This window comes from Microbacterium sp. 05N427, from assembly GCF_056397105.1.
The window spans coordinates 31,168-47,469 of the sequence record NZ_JBFTMT010000013.1 but is presented as its reverse complement, the minus strand read 5'-3'; the positions used below and the strand labels follow the sequence as shown (position 1 = coordinate 47,469).

The 16,302-nt window shown below is 69.7% G+C and carries 16 protein-coding genes; 13 read left to right on the top strand and 3 right to left on the bottom strand.

Annotation, left to right across the window (positions count from 1 at the left end):
• The first annotated feature begins 201 nt into the window (after positions 1 to 201).
• The 12 genes from AC1DG4_RS14065 (at position 202) to AC1DG4_RS14010 (ending at position 11,853) form a co-directional block, all read left to right on the top strand.
• On the top strand, positions 202 to 1,317 hold the full coding sequence (locus tag AC1DG4_RS14065) for a mannose-1-phosphate guanylyltransferase (protein WP_477379769.1): 1,116 nt from the start codon (positions 202 to 204) through the stop codon (positions 1,315 to 1,317).
• A gap of 211 nt (positions 1,318 to 1,528) precedes the next feature.
• Positions 1,529 to 2,647 (top strand): BMP family lipoprotein, encoded by a 1,119-nt coding sequence (locus AC1DG4_RS14060; RefSeq protein WP_477379767.1) that lies wholly within the window; start codon positions 1,529 to 1,531, stop codon positions 2,645 to 2,647.
• A gap of 113 nt (positions 2,648 to 2,760) precedes the next feature.
• Positions 2,761 to 4,275, top strand: a complete 1,515-nt coding sequence (locus AC1DG4_RS14055) for an ABC transporter ATP-binding protein (protein ID WP_477379765.1) — start codon at positions 2,761 to 2,763, stop codon at positions 4,273 to 4,275.
• Positions 4,272 to 5,579, top strand: coding sequence for an ABC transporter permease (locus AC1DG4_RS14050; protein WP_477379763.1), 1,308 nt, complete (start codon positions 4,272 to 4,274; stop codon positions 5,577 to 5,579). The genes AC1DG4_RS14055 and AC1DG4_RS14050 overlap by 4 nt, the downstream gene beginning before the upstream one ends.
• The gene (locus AC1DG4_RS14045) at positions 5,576 to 6,862 is read left to right on the top strand and encodes an ABC transporter permease (RefSeq protein WP_477379761.1); all 1,287 of its coding nucleotides are present in this window, start codon (positions 5,576 to 5,578) and stop codon (positions 6,860 to 6,862) included. Before AC1DG4_RS14050 ends, AC1DG4_RS14045 begins: the two co-directional genes overlap by 4 nt.
• 10 nt (positions 6,863 to 6,872) lie before the next feature.
• Complete coding sequence (locus AC1DG4_RS14040; protein ID WP_477379759.1) at positions 6,873 to 7,289, top strand: cytidine deaminase; 417 nt, start codon at positions 6,873 to 6,875, stop codon at positions 7,287 to 7,289.
• Complete coding sequence (locus AC1DG4_RS14035) at positions 7,286 to 8,578, top strand: thymidine phosphorylase (RefSeq protein WP_477379757.1); 1,293 nt, start codon at positions 7,286 to 7,288, stop codon at positions 8,576 to 8,578. The genes AC1DG4_RS14040 and AC1DG4_RS14035 overlap by 4 nt, the downstream gene beginning before the upstream one ends.
• Before the next feature lie 98 nt (positions 8,579 to 8,676).
• Positions 8,677 to 9,792: an adenosine deaminase gene (locus tag AC1DG4_RS14030; protein WP_477379755.1), complete on the top strand. Its 1,116-nt coding sequence runs from the start codon at positions 8,677 to 8,679 to the stop codon at positions 9,790 to 9,792.
• Entirely contained in the window at positions 9,785 to 10,663 is an 879-nt protein-coding gene (locus AC1DG4_RS14025; RefSeq protein ID WP_477379753.1) for a carbohydrate kinase family protein, read from the top strand. Before AC1DG4_RS14030 ends, AC1DG4_RS14025 begins: the two co-directional genes overlap by 8 nt.
• Positions 10,650 to 11,063, top strand: coding sequence for a DMT family transporter (locus tag AC1DG4_RS14020; protein ID WP_477379751.1), 414 nt, complete (start codon positions 10,650 to 10,652; stop codon positions 11,061 to 11,063). Before AC1DG4_RS14025 ends, AC1DG4_RS14020 begins: the two co-directional genes overlap by 14 nt.
• Positions 11,060 to 11,380: a DMT family transporter gene (locus AC1DG4_RS14015; RefSeq protein ID WP_477379750.1), complete on the top strand. Its 321-nt coding sequence runs from the start codon at positions 11,060 to 11,062 to the stop codon at positions 11,378 to 11,380. The genes AC1DG4_RS14020 and AC1DG4_RS14015 overlap by 4 nt, the downstream gene beginning before the upstream one ends.
• Positions 11,381 to 11,415: 35 nt before the next feature.
• Positions 11,416 to 11,853 (top strand): VOC family protein, encoded by a 438-nt coding sequence (locus AC1DG4_RS14010; protein WP_477379748.1) that lies wholly within the window; start codon positions 11,416 to 11,418, stop codon positions 11,851 to 11,853.
• A gap of 30 nt (positions 11,854 to 11,883) precedes the next feature.
• Here AC1DG4_RS14010 and AC1DG4_RS14005 read toward each other — a convergent pair whose 3' ends face one another.
• The 3 genes from AC1DG4_RS14005 to AC1DG4_RS13995 all read right to left on the bottom strand — a co-directional run bounded on the left by AC1DG4_RS14005 (position 11,884) and on the right by AC1DG4_RS13995 (position 14,877).
• A complete protein-coding gene (locus AC1DG4_RS14005) occupies positions 11,884 to 12,837 on the bottom strand; it encodes an SDR family oxidoreductase (RefSeq protein ID WP_477421296.1) in 954 nt (317 codons plus the stop codon).
• On the bottom strand, positions 12,834 to 14,207 hold the full coding sequence (locus tag AC1DG4_RS14000) for a flavin-containing monooxygenase (RefSeq protein WP_477379744.1): 1,374 nt from the start codon (positions 14,205 to 14,207) through the stop codon (positions 12,834 to 12,836). The genes AC1DG4_RS14005 and AC1DG4_RS14000 overlap by 4 nt, the downstream gene beginning before the upstream one ends.
• Before the next feature lie 82 nt (positions 14,208 to 14,289).
• Positions 14,290 to 14,877: a GNAT family N-acetyltransferase gene (locus AC1DG4_RS13995; RefSeq protein WP_477379742.1), complete on the bottom strand. Its 588-nt coding sequence runs from the start codon at positions 14,875 to 14,877 to the stop codon at positions 14,290 to 14,292.
• A gap of 337 nt (positions 14,878 to 15,214) precedes the next feature.
• Between AC1DG4_RS13995 and AC1DG4_RS13990 the strand changes: the two genes are divergently transcribed.
• Entirely contained in the window at positions 15,215 to 16,171 is a 957-nt protein-coding gene (locus tag AC1DG4_RS13990; RefSeq protein WP_477379740.1) for a type IV toxin-antitoxin system AbiEi family antitoxin domain-containing protein, read from the top strand.
• Positions 16,172 to 16,302: the final 131 nt, after the last annotated feature.

Genomic DNA, 16,302 nt, shown 5'->3' with positions numbered 1-16,302 from the left:
GCGGCGCGCAGGCGTCCGATCCCCCTCATCCTATTCCTGTCAGCTGGCTGGGAGCGACGAAGGCGACCCTTAGCGCGATGCGGTTCTGCGATCGAAACCATGCACGATTGCGATCATGCGCGCGCCGGTGGCCGCGCCGCTCGCCGGTCGCCGGGGCCACCTTCCGAGGGGGCGCTCGGGGGTCCTCGCTACGCTGAGTCCATGCGCGAGCCGATCCCCGACTTCTATGCCGTCATCCCCGCGGGGGGCATCGGGAGCCGGCTGTGGCCGCTCTCCCGCGCGGATGCGCCGAAGTTCCTGCACGACCTGACCGGTTCGGGGCAGTCGCTGCTGCGCGACACCTGGGACCGGATCGAACCCCTCGCAGGTCACGACCGGATCGCGGTCGTGACGGGCCGGGCGCACCGCGCCGCCGTCGAGGGGCAGCTCCCCGGCATCCCGGACAGGAACGTGTTCCTGGAGTCGGAGCCGCGCGAGTCCGCCGCCGCGATCGGCCTCGCCGCCGCGATCCTGCACCGGCGCGAGCCGGACGTGATCATCGGATCCTTCAGCGCGGATCACGTCATCCGCAGCACCCGCAAGTTCGAGTTCGCCGTGCGCGACGCCGTCGACGTCGCGCGGCAGGGGTACATCGTGACGATCGGGATCACCCCGACCGAGCCCGCGGTCGGCTTCGGCTACATCAAGCAGGGCGAAGAGCTCGACGTGGACGGGGTGCGCGAGGCGTCGCTCGTCGAGCGGTTCGTGGAGAAGCCGGATCTGGCCACCGCGAAGACCTACTTCGAGGACCGCAGCTACCTGTGGAACGCGGGCATGTTCATCAGCCGCGCGGACGTGCTGCTCGCGGAGCTCGAGCGGCACCAGCCCGCGCTGCACGCCGGGCTCCTCGAGCTCGCCGAGGCGTGGGACGACCGCGATCGCCGAGGCCCGGTCGTGGACCGGGTGTGGCCGGCGCTGCCGAAGATCGCGATCGACTACGCCGTCGCAGAGCCGGCAGCCGAGGGCGGCCGGCTCGCGGTCGTGCCAGGGCACTTCGACTGGGACGACGTGGGGGACTTCGCCTCGCTCACCAAGCTCATCCTCAACGGGCGCAAGAACGACCTCGCCGTGCTCGGCCCCTCGGCGCGCGTGCTCTCGGACGCGGCGAGCGGGATCCTCGTCAGTCAGACCTCCCGGGTGATCAGCCTGGTCGGGGTGCAGGACATCGTGGTCGTGGACACCCCCGACGCGCTCCTCGTCACGACGATCGAGCACGCGCAGCGGGTGAAGGGCGTCGTCGAGTCGCTCAAGCTCAACGGACGCGGCGACGTGCTCTGACGCCCGGCGCGTCATCAGCAGATGCGCACCACACTGCACGAAAGCAGGGAAGGTTCTGGCGTTCTGCTCATATGAGCACGGACGAGCGCATGTGATCTCATGTTTGTAACCATTGACCACAGCGACACGGACGAGGATGCCCGATCCCCGTCATAGTCGGTAACTTTCAAGTGACCCGCGATGGCCGCGGGCTCGTGTTCTGGAGGCCCGTGTGACCATCACCCTCACCAAGAAGCTGATCGGCGCGACCGTCGCGGCCGGTGTCATCGTCGCTCTCGCAGGTTGCGGATCCGCTCCTGCTCCGGCGAGCTCGAGCGGCGGCGCGAAGCCGGCCGACGCGAGCTTCAAGCCCTGCCTCGTGTCCGACAGCGGCGGGTTCAACGACAAGTCCTTCAACGAGTCGGCCAAGAACGGCATCGAGAAGGCCGGCAAGGACCTCGGCGTCAAGCCGATCACGGTCGAGTCGAAGGCCGACGGCGACTACAAGCCGAACATCGATTCCCTCATCGCAGGAAAGTGCACGCTGATCATCGGTGTCGGCTTCAAGCTCGACCAGGCGATCGCCGACGCGGCCATCGCCAACCCGAAGCTCAACTTCGGCATCATCGACTCGATGGCCGACCCCAAGAACACCGGAAAGCCGGCGGCGCCCAACATCAAGCCGCTGCTGTTCGACACGGCGCAGGCGGCCTACCTCGGCGGTTACGCTGCGGCGGCCTGGTCCGCCCAGTCCGGCGCGAACAAGGTCGGCACCTTCGGCGGCATGAAGATCCCGCCGGTGACGATCTTCATGGACGGCTACGTCGACGGCGTCAAGAAGTACAACGAGGACAAGGGCGCGAGCGTCGCGGTCGTCGGCTGGGACAAGGACAAGCAGGACGGCTCGTTCACCGGTGCGTTCCAGGCGAACGACGTCGCCAAGCAGACGGCGAACTCGGTGCTGGACCAGGGCGTCGACCCGATCCTCCCGGTCGGCGGTCCGATCTACCTCTCCGCGAGCGCGGCGATCAAGGACGGCGGCAAGAAGACGGTCATGCTCGGCGTCGACTCCGACCTCGCCGTGGCCGACCCGTCGGTCGCCGACCAGATCCTGGTCTCGATCATGAAGCGGATCGACGACGCGGTGTACAGCACGGTCACCGAGACGGCGAAGGGCTCCTTCGACCCGACCGCCTACGTCGGCACGCTGGAGAACAACGGCGTGGGCCTGTCGTCGTTCCACGACTTCGAGAGCAAGCTCCCGAAGGGCCTGACGGACGAGCTGAAGGCGCTGCAGGACAAGATCATCAAGGGCGACATCAAGGTCACCTCGCCCAGCTCCCCGAAGTAATCCCCCTTCGACGCGGGACGTTCCGGTCCGCCATCGCAGCCTGACGGCTCGATAGGCGGGCCGGACGTCCCGCGCTCTTCTTGAGACACGTCTTCCCGGATAGGGTCACCACTATGAAGCTCGAGCTCCGCGGCATYACCAAACGCTTCGGATCCCTGGTCGCCAACGATCACATCGACGTTGTCGTCGAAGCCGGAGAGATCCACGCCCTGCTGGGCGAGAACGGGGCCGGTAAATCGACCCTGATGAACGTCCTCTACGGCCTGTACCAGGCCGACGAGGGCGAGATCCTGCTCGACGGAGTTCCGCAGCACTTCCGCGGACCCGGCGACGCCATGGCCGCCGGCATCGGCATGGTGCACCAGCACTTCATGCTCATCCCGGTCTTCACGGTCGCCGAGAACGTGATGCTCGGCCACGAGCAGTCCAAGGCGCTCGGCGTGCTGGACATCGCCGCCGCCCGCGAGCACGTGCGCCAGGTCGCCTCCCGGTTCGGCTTCGAGGTCGACCCCGACGCGATCGTCGGAGACCTCCCGGTCGGCGTGCAGCAGCGCGTGGAGATCATCAAGGCGCTGAGCCGCGACGCGAAGGTGCTCGTCTTCGACGAGCCGACCGCCGTGCTCACACCGCAGGAGACCGACGAGCTCATGGAGATCATGAAGCAGCTGCGCGACGAGGGCACGGCCATCGTGTTCATCACGCACAAGCTGCGCGAGGTGCGCGCTATCGCCGACAAGATCACCGTGATCCGTCTCGGCAAGGTGGTCGGCGAGGCCGACCCCAAGTCGTCGAACACCGAGCTCGCATCGATGATGGTGGGACGCGCGGTCGAGCTCACCGTGCACAAGGATCCGCCGAAGATCGGCGAGGGCGGCCTGCGCGTGAAGGACCTGCGCGTGATCGCCCCCGACGGCGTCGTGGTCGTCGATGACGTGAGCTTCGAGGTGCGCCCCGGCGAGGTGCTCGCGATCGCGGGCGTGCAGGGCAACGGGCAGACCGAGCTCGCCGAGGCGATCATCGGACTCGGCTCCCGCACGACGGGTTCCATCTCGCTGAACGGCGTCGAGCTGGTCGGCCGCAACGTTCATCAGGTGCTCGAGGCCGGAGTCGGGTTCGTGCCGGAGGACCGCAACGAGGACGGCCTGGTCGGCGCGTTCTCGGTCGCCGAGAATCTCATCCTCGACCGCTCGGACGACCCGGAGTTCAGCCGCTTCGGGACGATCCTGCGCGGCGTGCTCGACGACTTCGCGAAGGCGCGGATCTCCGAGTTCGACATCCGCACGCAGGGTCCGGGCCAGGCGGCCGGTTCCCTCTCCGGCGGAAACCAGCAGAAGGTCGTGATCGCGCGCGAGCTCACCCGCGACCTCAAGTTGCTGCTGGCATCCCAGCCGACCCGCGGAGTGGACGTCGGATCCATCGAGTTCATCCACAAGCGCATCGTCGCCACCCGCGACTCCGGCATCCCCGTGGTCGTGGTGTCGACCGAACTGGACGAGGTCACCGCCCTCGCCGACCGCATCGCGGTGATGTACCGCGGCCGCGTCGTCGGGATCGTCCCCGGCGACACCTCGCGAGATGTGCTCGGCCTGATGATGGCCGGCGAGAACCCGACGGAGGCAGCCGCATGAGCACCGCGACCGAACCTCAGACGCCGGCGCCCGAGCCGCCGATCACCCGCAACATCCAGGAGGTGCCGGTCTCGAACCGTGTGCTCCGGGAGATCCTGCGCGGCAGCGCGGTCACCACGGTGCTCGCGATCGTGCTCGCGCTCGTCGTCGGCGGTGTGCTGATCGCCCTCACCAGCCCCGACGTGCAGTCCTCTGCCGGCTACTTCTTCGCGCGCCCCGGGGACACCCTGGGGGCGGCGTGGACGGCCGTGGCCGGCGCCTACGCGGCGCTGTTCAACGGATCCGTCATCGACTTCAGCGCCTCCGATTTCTGGTCCGCGGTGAAGCCTCTGGGCAGCACCATCGGGTTCGCGGCGCCGCTGATCGCGGCCGGTCTCGGCATCGCCGTCGCGTTCCGGGTCGGTCTGTTCAACATCGGCGCGCGCGGTCAGATGCTCATCGCCTGTGCGGCCGCGGCCCTGGTCACGTTCCAGCTGAACCTGCCGGCGCTCATCCAGATCCCGCTGACCCTCATCATCGGCATCGCCGCCGGGGCGCTCTGGGGCGGGCTCGTGGGGCTGCTCAAGGCGCGCACCGGCGCCCACGAGGTCATCCTCACGATCATGCTCAACTACATCGCGTTCTACCTGGTGACGTGGTTGGTGCAGGTGCCTCAGCTGCTGCAGCGACCCGGGCAGATCCAGCCGATCTCGCGGCCGACGCCGGCGAACGCGGTGCTGCCCAAGCTGCCGGGCCTCGACCTGATCGACTGGGGCTTCCCCATCGTCATCGTCGCCACGCTGTTCGTGTGGTGGCTCGTCGAGCGCTCGAGCCTCGGCTTCCGGATGCGGGCAGTAGGGGAGAACCCCAGCGCGGCACGGGCCGCGGGCATCAGCGTGCCGCGCGTGTACATCTACGCGATGCTGTTCTCGGGCGGGCTCGCGGGCCTTGCCGGCATGTTCCAGATCCAGAGCACGATCACCGGCGGCTTCGACGGCGGCATCGACGCCGGCATCGGATTCACCGCCATCACCGTGGCGCTGCTCGGCCGCAGCCGGGCCTGGGGCACCTTCTGGGCGGGCCTGCTGTTCGGCGCGCTCAAGGCGGGATCGTTCCCGATGCAGGCGCTGCAGTCGATCCCGGTCGACATCGTGCTCGTCGTGCAATCGCTCATCGTGCTGTTCATCGCGGCGCCCCCGCTGATCCGCACCATCTTCTTCCTGCCCAAGGACGACTCCGAGCGCTCGCAGCGCGCCAAGGCGCGGATCGCGCGACGGGCATCGAAGACCACCGATTCCTCCGACACGAAGGCGGCGGCCGCATGAGCACCTCCCTCACCTCGGCGCCCGTGCTCGACGCGCCGACCGTCGTCAAGGTCCGCTCGCTGAAGACGCCGATCACGCTGCTCGCGATCGTCGCGCTCCTGGGCCTGCTGTTCCTTTTCGCGCCCCGCTACGGGACCACGACGTTCCGCCTGTCCGAGGCGAGCGCCGCGATCCGTCTGGGAGACATCCCGGTGCCTGCGGGTCCCGTGCTCTGGATCGCGTGGACGCTCGCGCTCGTCCTCGGCGCGCTCGCTCTGGTGGCCGCGCTGCAGTACCGCAAGATCGCGCTGTGGCTGCCGATCGTCTACGCCCTGCTGGCGATGACGGCGTTCCTCACCTGGGCCGGCGCCGGCGCCGCCGGGGCGATCACCCTGACCGGCCTGCTCGGCGGATCCATCTCGCTCGCCGTGCCGCTCGTCTTCGGCGCCCTCGCCGGCGTGATCGGCGAGCGCGCGGGCGTCGTGAACGTCGCGATCGAGGGCCAGTTCCTGCTGGGCGCGTTCACCGCGACGATCCTCGGATCCCTCACGCACAACCCGTTCGTCGGCCTCATCGGTGCGATGTTCGGCGGCATCCTCATCTCGCTCGTGCTGGGCGCGTTCGCGATCAAGTACCTGGTCGACCAGGTGATCGTCGGCGTCGTGCTGAACGTCTTCGCCTCTGGCCTGACCGGATTCCTGTACCAGGGCGTGCTCGCCCCGAACGCGCAGGCGCTGAACAGCCCCACCCGGTTCTCGCTCATCAAGATCCCGCTCCTCGGCGACATCCCGGTGATCGGTCCTGCGCTGTTCAACCAGACGTTCCTCGTTTACCTGATGTACGTCGTGGTGGCGCTCGTCGCGTGGGGGATGTACCGCACCCGCTGGGGGCTGCGGGTCCGCGCGGTCGGAGAGCACCCGCACGCCGCGGACACGGTCGGCATCAAGGTGAACCCGACGCGGTTCTGGAACCTCCAGCTCGCGGGCGCGATCGCCGGCATCGGCGGAGCATACTTCACGCTCGTCTCGGTGCCGCAGTTCACGAAGGACATGACCGCCGGCCTCGGCTTCATCGCACTGGCCGCAGTGATCTTCGGACGGTGGGATCCGGTGCGCGCCGCCCTCGCGGCGCTGCTGTTCGGCTTCGCGACGAACCTGCAGAACCTGCTCACCGTGCTGCGCACGCCGATCCCCGGCGAGTTCATGCTGATGCTGCCGTACGTCGTGACGATCCTCGCCGTGGTCGGCTTCGTCGGCCAGATCAAGGCGCCGGCGGCCGACGGCAAGCCGTACATCAAGTCCTAGGGGGACGTTCATGGACATCGACTGGGACGAGCTGCGTCGTATCGCCGACGAAGCCCAGCAGAAGGCCTACGCGCCGTATTCGCACTACCGGGTGGGCGCCGCGGCGCTCGTCGACGACGGCCGGATCGTCTCCGGCTGCAACGTCGAGAACGCCTCCTACGGCGTCACGCTGTGCGCCGAGTGCGCGATGGTCGGCGACCTGTTCATGTCGGGAGGCGGGCGTCTCGTCGCGTTCCTCTGCGTGAACGGCGAGGGCGAGACGATCATGCCCTGCGGCCGCTGCCGGCAGCTGTTGTACGAGCACTCCGCACCGGGGATGCTGCTGGAGACCGTGTCCGGGATCAGGACCATCGACGAAGTGCTGCCCGATGCGTTCGGGCCGAGCGCCCTTCAACGGGCTCAGGGACCGAATGGAGAAGGACGTTGAGTGTTGAGCCTTTTGACGCCGTTGACGTGATCCGCGCCAAGCGCGACGGCGGGGCCGTACCGGAGCCCGCGCTGCGTTGGATGGTCGACGCGTACACGCGCGGCTATGTCACGGATCCGCAGATGGCGTCGTTCGCGATGGCCGTGTTCCAGCGCGGTATGGAGCGCGACGAGATCCGCGTCCTCACCGACGCCATGATCGCTTCGGGGGAGCGGATGAGCTTCGCCGCCCTCGGCAAGAAGACCGTCGACAAGCACTCCACCGGCGGCGTGGGGGACAAGATCACGCTCCCGCTCGCTCCGCTGGTCGCCAGCTTCGGCGTGGCGGTCCCGCAGCTGAGCGGCCGGGGCCTCGGCCACACCGGTGGCACCCTGGACAAGCTCGAGGCGATCCCCGGCTGGCGTGCCGCGCTCAGCAACGAGGAGATCTTCGCGCAGTTGCAGGGCGATGTCGGCGCGGTGATCTGCGCCGCCGGAACCGGTCTCGCCCCCGCCGACAAGAAGCTCTACGCGCTGCGGGACGTCACCGGCACGGTCGAGGCGATCCCGCTCATCGCCTCGAGCATCATGTCGAAGAAGATCGCCGAGGGCACCGACGCGCTCGTGCTGGACGTGAAGTTCGGATCCGGCGCCTTCATGCAGGACATCGACCGCGCCCGCGAGCTCGCCCGCACCATGGTGGCGCTCGGCACCGACTCCGGCGTGCGGACCACCGCGCTGCTCACCGACATGAACGTCCCGCTGGGTCTCGCGATCGGCAACGCGAACGAGGTGCGCGAATCGGTCGAGGTGCTCGCCGGCGGCGGCCCCTCCGACGTCCGCGAGCTCACCCTGGCCCTCGCCCGCGAGATGCTGGCGCTCAGCGGCCAGCCCGACGCGGATGTGGAGAGGGCGCTCGACGACGGCCGTGCGATGGACTCGTGGAAGGCCATGATCCGCGCGCAGGACGGCGATCCCGACGCGGTGCTGCCGGCCGCGCGCGAGACGCACACCGTGACCGCCCCCTCCGACGGATTCGTGACCCGCATGGACGCTCTGCCGTTCGGCATCGGCGCCTGGCGCCTGGGAGCGGGCCGCGCCCGTGCCGAGGACGCCGTAGTGTTCGCCGCGGGCATCGACCTGCACGTGAAGCCCGGCGACGCGGTGCGTGCGGGGGATCCGATGTTCACCCTGTCCGCCGACGACGCGGCACGGTTCGACCGAGCCCTGGACGCGGTCGACGGTGCGTGGGAGATCGGCGCAGAGCACATCGAGCGCGCGCCCCTCGTGCGCGAGCGCATCACCGCCTAGGCTGATTCCGGGCGCGGCGTCCGCGCGGCGCCCTGTCCGGTTCCTCTCGGAACATCCCTGACGATTCCCATCGATCGACCGCTGAGGAAGGATCTGTCATGCCCATCGACGCGAACGGCGACCTGGAGGTCGAGGGCCTGTCCCTCCGGAGCCTCCCCAAGGTCTCGCTGCACGATCACCTCGACGGAGGGGTGCGTCCCGCCACGATCATCGAGCTCGCGGACGCGGCGGGGATCGAGCTTCCGCACACGGACCCGACGGCGCTGGCGATGTGGTTCCGCACCCAGGCGGCGGCCGGATCCCTGGTCGACTACCTGAAGACGTTCGACGTGTCGCTCTCCGTCATGCAGAGCGCGGAGAACCTGCGCCGCATCTCGCGCGAGTTCGTCGAGGACCTGGAGCGCGACGGCGTCGTGTACGGCGAGGTGCGCTGGGCGCCCGAGCTGCACCTGACGACCGGGCTCAGCCTGCAGCAGGCCGTCGACGCCGTGCAGGACGGCATCGACGAGGCGGAGGACGCCGCGGAGAGCCGGGGAAAGAGCATCCGGGTGGGACAGCTGCTCTCCGCGATGCGGCAGACCGACCGGGTGCGGGAGATCGCCGAGCTCGCGGTCGCCAACCGCGATCGCGGCGTGGTCGGCTTCGACACCGCAGGGCCAGAGGCGGGCTATCCGTCCTCGCGCTACCGGGAGACCTTCGAGTATCTGGCCGGGGAGATGTTCCCCGCCACCGTGCACGCGGGCGAGGCCGCAGGGCTGGACTCGATCCGCTCCGCCCTGGTCGACGGCCGCGCGCTGCGCCTCGGTCACGGCGTGCGCATCGCCGAGGACCTGGAGATCGTCAACCGCGACGGCGAGGAGGTGCAGGTCCGCTTCGGCGATCTGGCCCGCTGGGTGCGCGACCGGGAGATCCCGCTCGAGCTCTCGCCGTCGTCGAACCTGCAGACCGGCGCGATCGCCGCCTGGGGGACGGAGTTCGGCGACCACCCGTTCGACCTGCTCTACCAGCTCGGCTTCGCGGTGACCGTGAACGTCGACAACCGCACGATGAGCGCGACCTCGCTGACGCGCGAGATGGCGCTGCTCGTGGACTCCTTCGGCTACGACCTCGAGGACCTCGAGTCCTTCCAGTTCAACGCGGCCGCCGGCGCCTTCCTCCCCGTCGAGGAGCGTGAGGAGCTCGTCGAGCTGATCGCCGAGGGCTTCGATGAGTGAAGCCCCCGCTGAGGGGCGCGTCGCGATCGTCGGTGCGGTGTCGTGGAACACGATCGTGCTGCTGGACAGGCTTCCTGATCCGACCCCGCACATGCAGTTCGCCGAGGCGGACTGGCAGACCGTCGGGGGCACGAGCGCGGGGAAGGCGCTGAGCCTGCGGGGCCTCGGACGCGGGGTGTCGCTGCGTGCGAGGGTCGGCCGGGATCCGGCGGGACTGCGGATCCGCGATGCGCTCGGACGTGCAGGGCTACCGCTGCTCGGGCTGCGCGAGGCCACCGCCTCCGAGCGTCATCTGAACCTCATGACGGGTGCCGGCGAGCGGGTCTCGCTGTTCCTGTCGTCACCCGAGCCCGCGCCGGGGTGGGAGGAGCTCGTCGGCGATGGGGTCCCGCTCGCGGACGCCGCGGCGATCGTGCTCGACCTCTCCGCCGAGGGACTCGCCGCGATCGAGGAGGCGCAGGCGACCGGGGCCCCGATCTGGGTCGACCTGCACGACTACGACGGCACCGCGGCGTTTCACCGGCCATTCCTCGAGGCCGCCGACGTGATCTTCTGCAACGCCGACCGGCTGCCGGATCCCGAGGGCTTCCTGCGCAGCTGCATCGACGCGGGCGCCGTGCTCGCGGTCTGCACACTCGGCGCCGAAGGCGCGATCGCGGTCGACCGCGACGGCGTACTGCATCGGGTGTCGGCCGTGCCGGTCGAGGTCGTCGACACCAACGGAGCGGGCGACGCCTTCTTCGCCGGAGTGCTCGACGCGACGCTCGCGGGCGATGCCGTGGGCGACGCGCTGGCGGCGGGCGCCACGGCTGCCGCGGCGGCGCTGCGTTCACGGCATCTGCATCCGCTGCTCGACGATGTCCTCGCCTGACCCCGCGGGCAGCCCTGCCGACGCGCCCGCCGTCGGCCGGCGCCCGGCCAGTGCCTGGCCGCCCCTGCTGCTCGCGATCGTCCTGGAAGTCAGCGCCACGCTGAGCCTGCGTGCGGTGTCGACGGGCGGATCCTGGTGGTGGGTCTGCGTGGTCGTGCTCGGGTACGGCGGGTCGTTCTGGCTGCTCGGGGTCGTCCTCACCCGCGGGATGCCGGTCGGCGTCGCCTACGGCATCTGGTCGGCGATCGGCGTGGCGCTCACGGCGCTCGCGGCCGCGGCGCTGTTCGCGGAGGCGCTGAGCCCGCTCTCCCTCGTCGGTCTCGGTGTCATCATCGCCGGGGTGCTGCTCGCCGAGCTCGGCACCCGGCACTCCCGCGGCGGATCGGGGAGCGCCTCATGACCTGGCTGCTGCTGCTCGGCGCGATCGCCTCCGAAGTGACCGCGACGCTGAGTCTGAGGGCGTCCGAGGGCTTCCGGCGTCGGCGCCACATCCCGGCCATCGTGCTCGGTTATCTCGCCTCGTACGTGCTGCTGGGAACCGTGCTGGCGCTGGGCATGCCGGTCGGCATCGCGTACGCGATCTGGGCGGCGCTCGGCGTCGCCGCCACCGCCGTACTCGGGCGTGTGCTGTTCCGCGATCACATCTCGGTCATGACGGCGATCGGCCTTGCAGTCATCGTCGGCGGCGTGATCCTGGTCGAGGCCGGCTCGCACTGACACCGTGCCGCGATCGGGCGTGTAGAGTCCGAGGCATGGCCATCCGCATGGACAACGTCGGCATCGCCGTCCACGACCTCGAAGCGACCATCGCCTTCTTCGCCGACCTCGGGCTCACTGTGCTGGGCCGCGACACCGTCTCGGGGGAGTGGGCCGACACCGCCGTCGGGCTGGACGGCAACCACGCGAGGATCGCCGTGCTGCAGACTCCGGACGGGCACGGGCGCGTGGAGCTCTTCGAGTACATCCATCCCGACGCGATCGAGACGACGCCGACCCTCCCGAACGAGATCGGAATGCACCGGATCGCGTTCGCGGTCGACGACATCGACGATGCCCTGGCGATCGCCGCCCGCCACGGCTGCTTCCCGCTGCGGGGCGTCGCGAACTATCAGGACGTCTACAAGCTCACGTACCTGCGCGGACCCAGCGGCATCCTGGTGATGCTCGCCCAGGAGCTGCAGAGGCCCTGACCGCACGCGCCGCGCCGGCACGCGCGGGGGTCAGCCGGCGTGCACGACGTCCGGGTGCGTGCGCAGGTACTCCTCGAACGCCTCCGCCGAGGTGAGCCGCGGCGTGTAGCCGAACTCCTCCTTCAGCCGGTCGTTGCGCAGCACGGGGCGGTAGCGCAGGAAGCGGATCTTCTCGGGACCGTGATCGGTCAGGCGCAGCGCGCTGCCGATCGCGAGGGCGATCGCGAGCAGCGGCGCGGGGATCGTCAGCAGCGGCTTGTGCAACCTCCGCGCGATCTGCGGCACGGTCAGCGCTCCGTCGCCCGCTACGTTGTAGATCCCGGCGGGGCCCTCGCCGAGGGCGGCGCGCACCATCGCCGCGGCGACGTCGTCGACCCACACGAACACGAAGGGGGAATCGGATCCGGCGATGCGCAGGATCCGATTCGCGTCCCACAGCGCCGTGATCTGATTGCGGACGGCGGGGCCGAGGATCGTTCCGATCCGGAAGATCACCTGCTCCAGGGCCGGGTGCGTGGTGCGCGCGGCGGCGAGCATCTCCTCGACCATGCGCTTGTGCCGTGAGTACGGGAACTCGTCGTTGCCGCGCAGCGGATCCGTCTCGTCGATCCAGTCCGGATTATCGGCGTGATAGCCGTATGCGGCGCCGGAGCTCGAGACCACGAGGCGGCGTACGCCGGCCTCCACACACGCCGCCAGCACGTTGGACGAGCCCTGCACGTCGACGCGGAACTCGYCCTGCACGTCCCGGCCGGGATTCACGATCGCGGCGAGATGCACGACCGTGTCGATGCGATGACGGCGCAGCAGCTCCGGCAGCCCGCGTGGATCCGTGACGTCCAGGTCGACAGAGACGACGCCGGGCACCTCGCACTCGCGGAGATCACCGGAGAGGACGACATCGACGCCGGGGTGATCGGACAGCAGCCCGGTGACCCTGCTGCCCAGGAAGCCGGCRCCGCCGGTGACCATCACACGTCTCATCGGTCTCCTGCCCTGACGGCTCGGCGGGAGGCATCGCCGGTGCGCGAACCGGCCGTGGCCGCGCTCGCGGCCAGCGCGGTCTTCTCCGTGCGCACCGCGCGCCGGTAGGCGTCCTTGTTGACGTAATACGACATGCGCGCGAGGCCCAGATAGCGGTACCCGCCGGTGAGGTCCGGCCACGGTTGCGTCGTCACCCGGTCACGGAAGCCCGCGCTGCGGGCCGGATCCGCCGTCTCCGCGGCGAGGTAGGCGGCGATCAGCTCGGCCTGCTCGTAGCGGCCCTGCCAGCCGATCCCGCTGGCTTCGATCATGCCCATCATGTACAGGCCGTTGAACGATGGCGGGAAGACGTTCAGGAACAGCCGCGGCGAGGCGCCCGTCCAGTTCAGATGCTCCCGGTCGACGAACGGGTAGTCCAGGGCGTAGCCGGTCGCGAGCAGGATGAGGTCGTAGTCGCCGCTCGTGCCGTCGCGGAAGCGCACGGCGGGGCCGTCGAAGCGCGCGACGTCGGCGCGGATCCGCAGATCGCCCTGACCGAGGTGGTTCAGCACGAGGGTGTTCACGATCGGGTGCGACTCGTAGATGCGGTAGTCGGGCTTGGGGAAGCCGAAGCGCACCGGGTCGCCCGTGAACGCGCGCAGCACGCGGGAGTCGATCGCCTGTTTGATCCGCGCGGGCAGCGGCCTGCCCTGGTTGAGGGTGTCGCTCGGACGGCCGAACAGATAGCGCGGCACGAAGTAGTAGCCGCGGCGTACGCTCATGTCCACGCTCACGGCGTGGTGCACGGCGTCCACCGCGATGTCGCAGCCGGAGTTGCCCGCGCCGACGACGAGCACGCGCCGTCCTGCGAGCTGGGCGGGATCCTTGTAGGCACTGGTGTGCATGATCTCCCCGGCGAACTCTCCGGGGAACGTGGGGACGTTCGGTTCGGCGAGCGTGCCGTTGGCGAGGATCACGCCGTCGTGCCGCGCGGTGACGGGTGTGGCGACGCCGGCCTCATCCCTGGCCGTGGCGTGCAGGATCCACCCCTCGCCGTCGCGCTCCAGGCGATCCACCCTGGTGCCGAACCGGAAGCGCTCGCGCAGCCCGAACTCGTCCGCATAGGCGTCGAAGTAACTCTTGAGCACGTCGTGCCCTGGATAGTCGACGTCGCTGTCCATCGGGAACTCGGTGAACTCGGTCGTGGTGCGCGAGGAGATCAGGTGCGCGGAGGAGTACATCGTGCTGCGCGGGTTCGTGATGTCCCACAGCCCGCCGACGCCGTGCGAGGCTTCGTAGCCGGTGGCGTCGATGCCCGCCTTCTGCAGCGCCCGCATGACGGCGAGTCCGGAGGGGCCGGCGCCGATCACGGCATATGACTTCGTCGCCATGCTCTCCTCATCCGTGTGCGGCTCGGGGGTCTCCGCGTGCAGTGCCCGATCCTATCCTTCGGCTGAGAGCGCGGGCGAGTGCTCAGCGGCGCTTGTCGAGTCGGGCGTCGAGGCTGTTGCGGACCGCGGGCCACTCGTGGGGGAGGATCGAGTACACCACGGTGTCGCGGAAGGCGCCGCCGGGCCCGATGCGGTGGTTGCGCAGGATGCCATCCTGCTTCGCCCCGAGCCGTTCGATCGCGGAACGGGACTGCCGGTTGTGGAAGTGCGTRCAGAACTGCACCCGGATCGCGTCGCACTGCTCGAAGGCGTGCCCCAGCAGCAGGCGCTTGGCGGAGGGGTTCACGGCCGTGCCGTGCACCTCGGGCGAGAGCCAGGTGTACCCGATCTCGACCGTGCGGTTGGCCTGGACGATGTCGCAGAACGTCGTCATCCCGACGGCGCGCCCGGTGTCGAGGCGCACGATCGCGAACGGGTTCATGGCGCCCTCGGCATGCAGCGCACGGCGTCGCGCGATCTCCGCGGGGACGCCCTCGGCGGACGGCACCGAGGTGTACCAGCGGTCCTCGAGCCCGGTGGTCGCGAAGGCGAGGTCTTCGGCGTGGTCCGCGGTGAGCGGCTCCAGTCGCACGAAGTCGTTCTCGAGGGTCACGGGCGCGGCGAAGTCCATGGAACGAGCGTATCCGCACCCGCGGCGTGGTTCTCTGCCACAGCGGCGCGCTCGGGGTTCCCCACCAAGGTTTTGGGGCGCCCTCACACGTTTTGGGGCGCCCTACGTCACGAAATCCGCGCAGCACGCGCCCCGAAACGTGAGAGCGCGCCCCGAACAGGGAACCCTGCCTGGATCGGGAACCTTGCTCCGGACGTCGTCCTGCTCCGGACGTCGTCCTGCTCCGGACGTCGTCCTGCTCCGGACGTCGTCCTGCACGGGTCGCGTCACCGACGAGTTGTCCACGCGTTCCGTGCACGGCCGTCTGGGCACCAGGCGGGCATCTCAGGATGGGGCGATGACTCTCCTCATCCCCGCGGTTCATCGCGCCGCAGAGCTCGGCCGCATCCGCCGTACGGCGACAGGCATCCGTGTGGCGGACGACGGTCGGGACCTCGAACGGATCCGGCCCGGCGTCTATGCGCATCGGCAGGATTGGGCCGCTGCGTCACCCGAGGGACGGGTCATCGCACGTGCCCACGCGCTCGGGCTGATCTCCGACGACGCCGTGTTCTCGCACGAGACCGCAGCCGCGCTGCACGGACTTCCGCTGTTCCACGCCGATCGCGCGCGCGTGCATCTCACCGTGTCGCACGCGCGTCCCGGATCCGCAGTAGGCACGATCCGGCACCGCGGATCCGTGCCGGAGGACGAGGTCGTCGAGACACGCGGGCTGCGCTGCACGACGCTTGAGCGCACTGTCGCGGATGTGGTGCGCACGGCGAGTTTCGAGAGCGCCGTGGTGGTCGCCGACGCGGCGCTGCGAACCCGCTGTGTGTCGGGGCCCGGAACATACGACGAGGACGCGGCGGCGGCGGTCCTCGAAACCGTCCACGGGATCGCACACCGATTCGCGCACGGGCGGCAGCGGGCGGACCGGGTTCTGGCGTTCGCGGATGGGCGATCCCAGCTGCCCGGGGAGAGCATCAGCCGGATCCGACTCGTCGAGCTCGGATTCCGGAGCCTCCGCCTTCAGGTCGAAGTGCCCGGTCCCCGCGGTTCGTACTTCGTGGACTTCGCGCTCGACGATCTCGCCGCGATGGCCTTCGGCGAATTCGACGGCGCGGTCAAGTATGTCGATGAGGGCATTCTCGCGGGCCGGAGTGGCGCATCTGTGCTCGATGAGGAGAAGCAGCGGGAGGATTGGATCCGCGGCACCACTCAGCGACGTTTCGCGCGGTGGGGCTGGGGCCACATCGAGACGGCTCCATTGCTGGGACGGCGTCTCGCCGCGTTCGGCATCCGACCCGCCTGATGCCGGGGTGCGGTCGACCGGTCGGGAGAGCCCCATCCGTTCGGTTTGGGGCGCGCGATCTCGTTTTGGGGCGCGCGACGCTCGGAAGTCTTGGTGAGATACGCCCCAAACCGGAGGATCCCGCCCCAAAC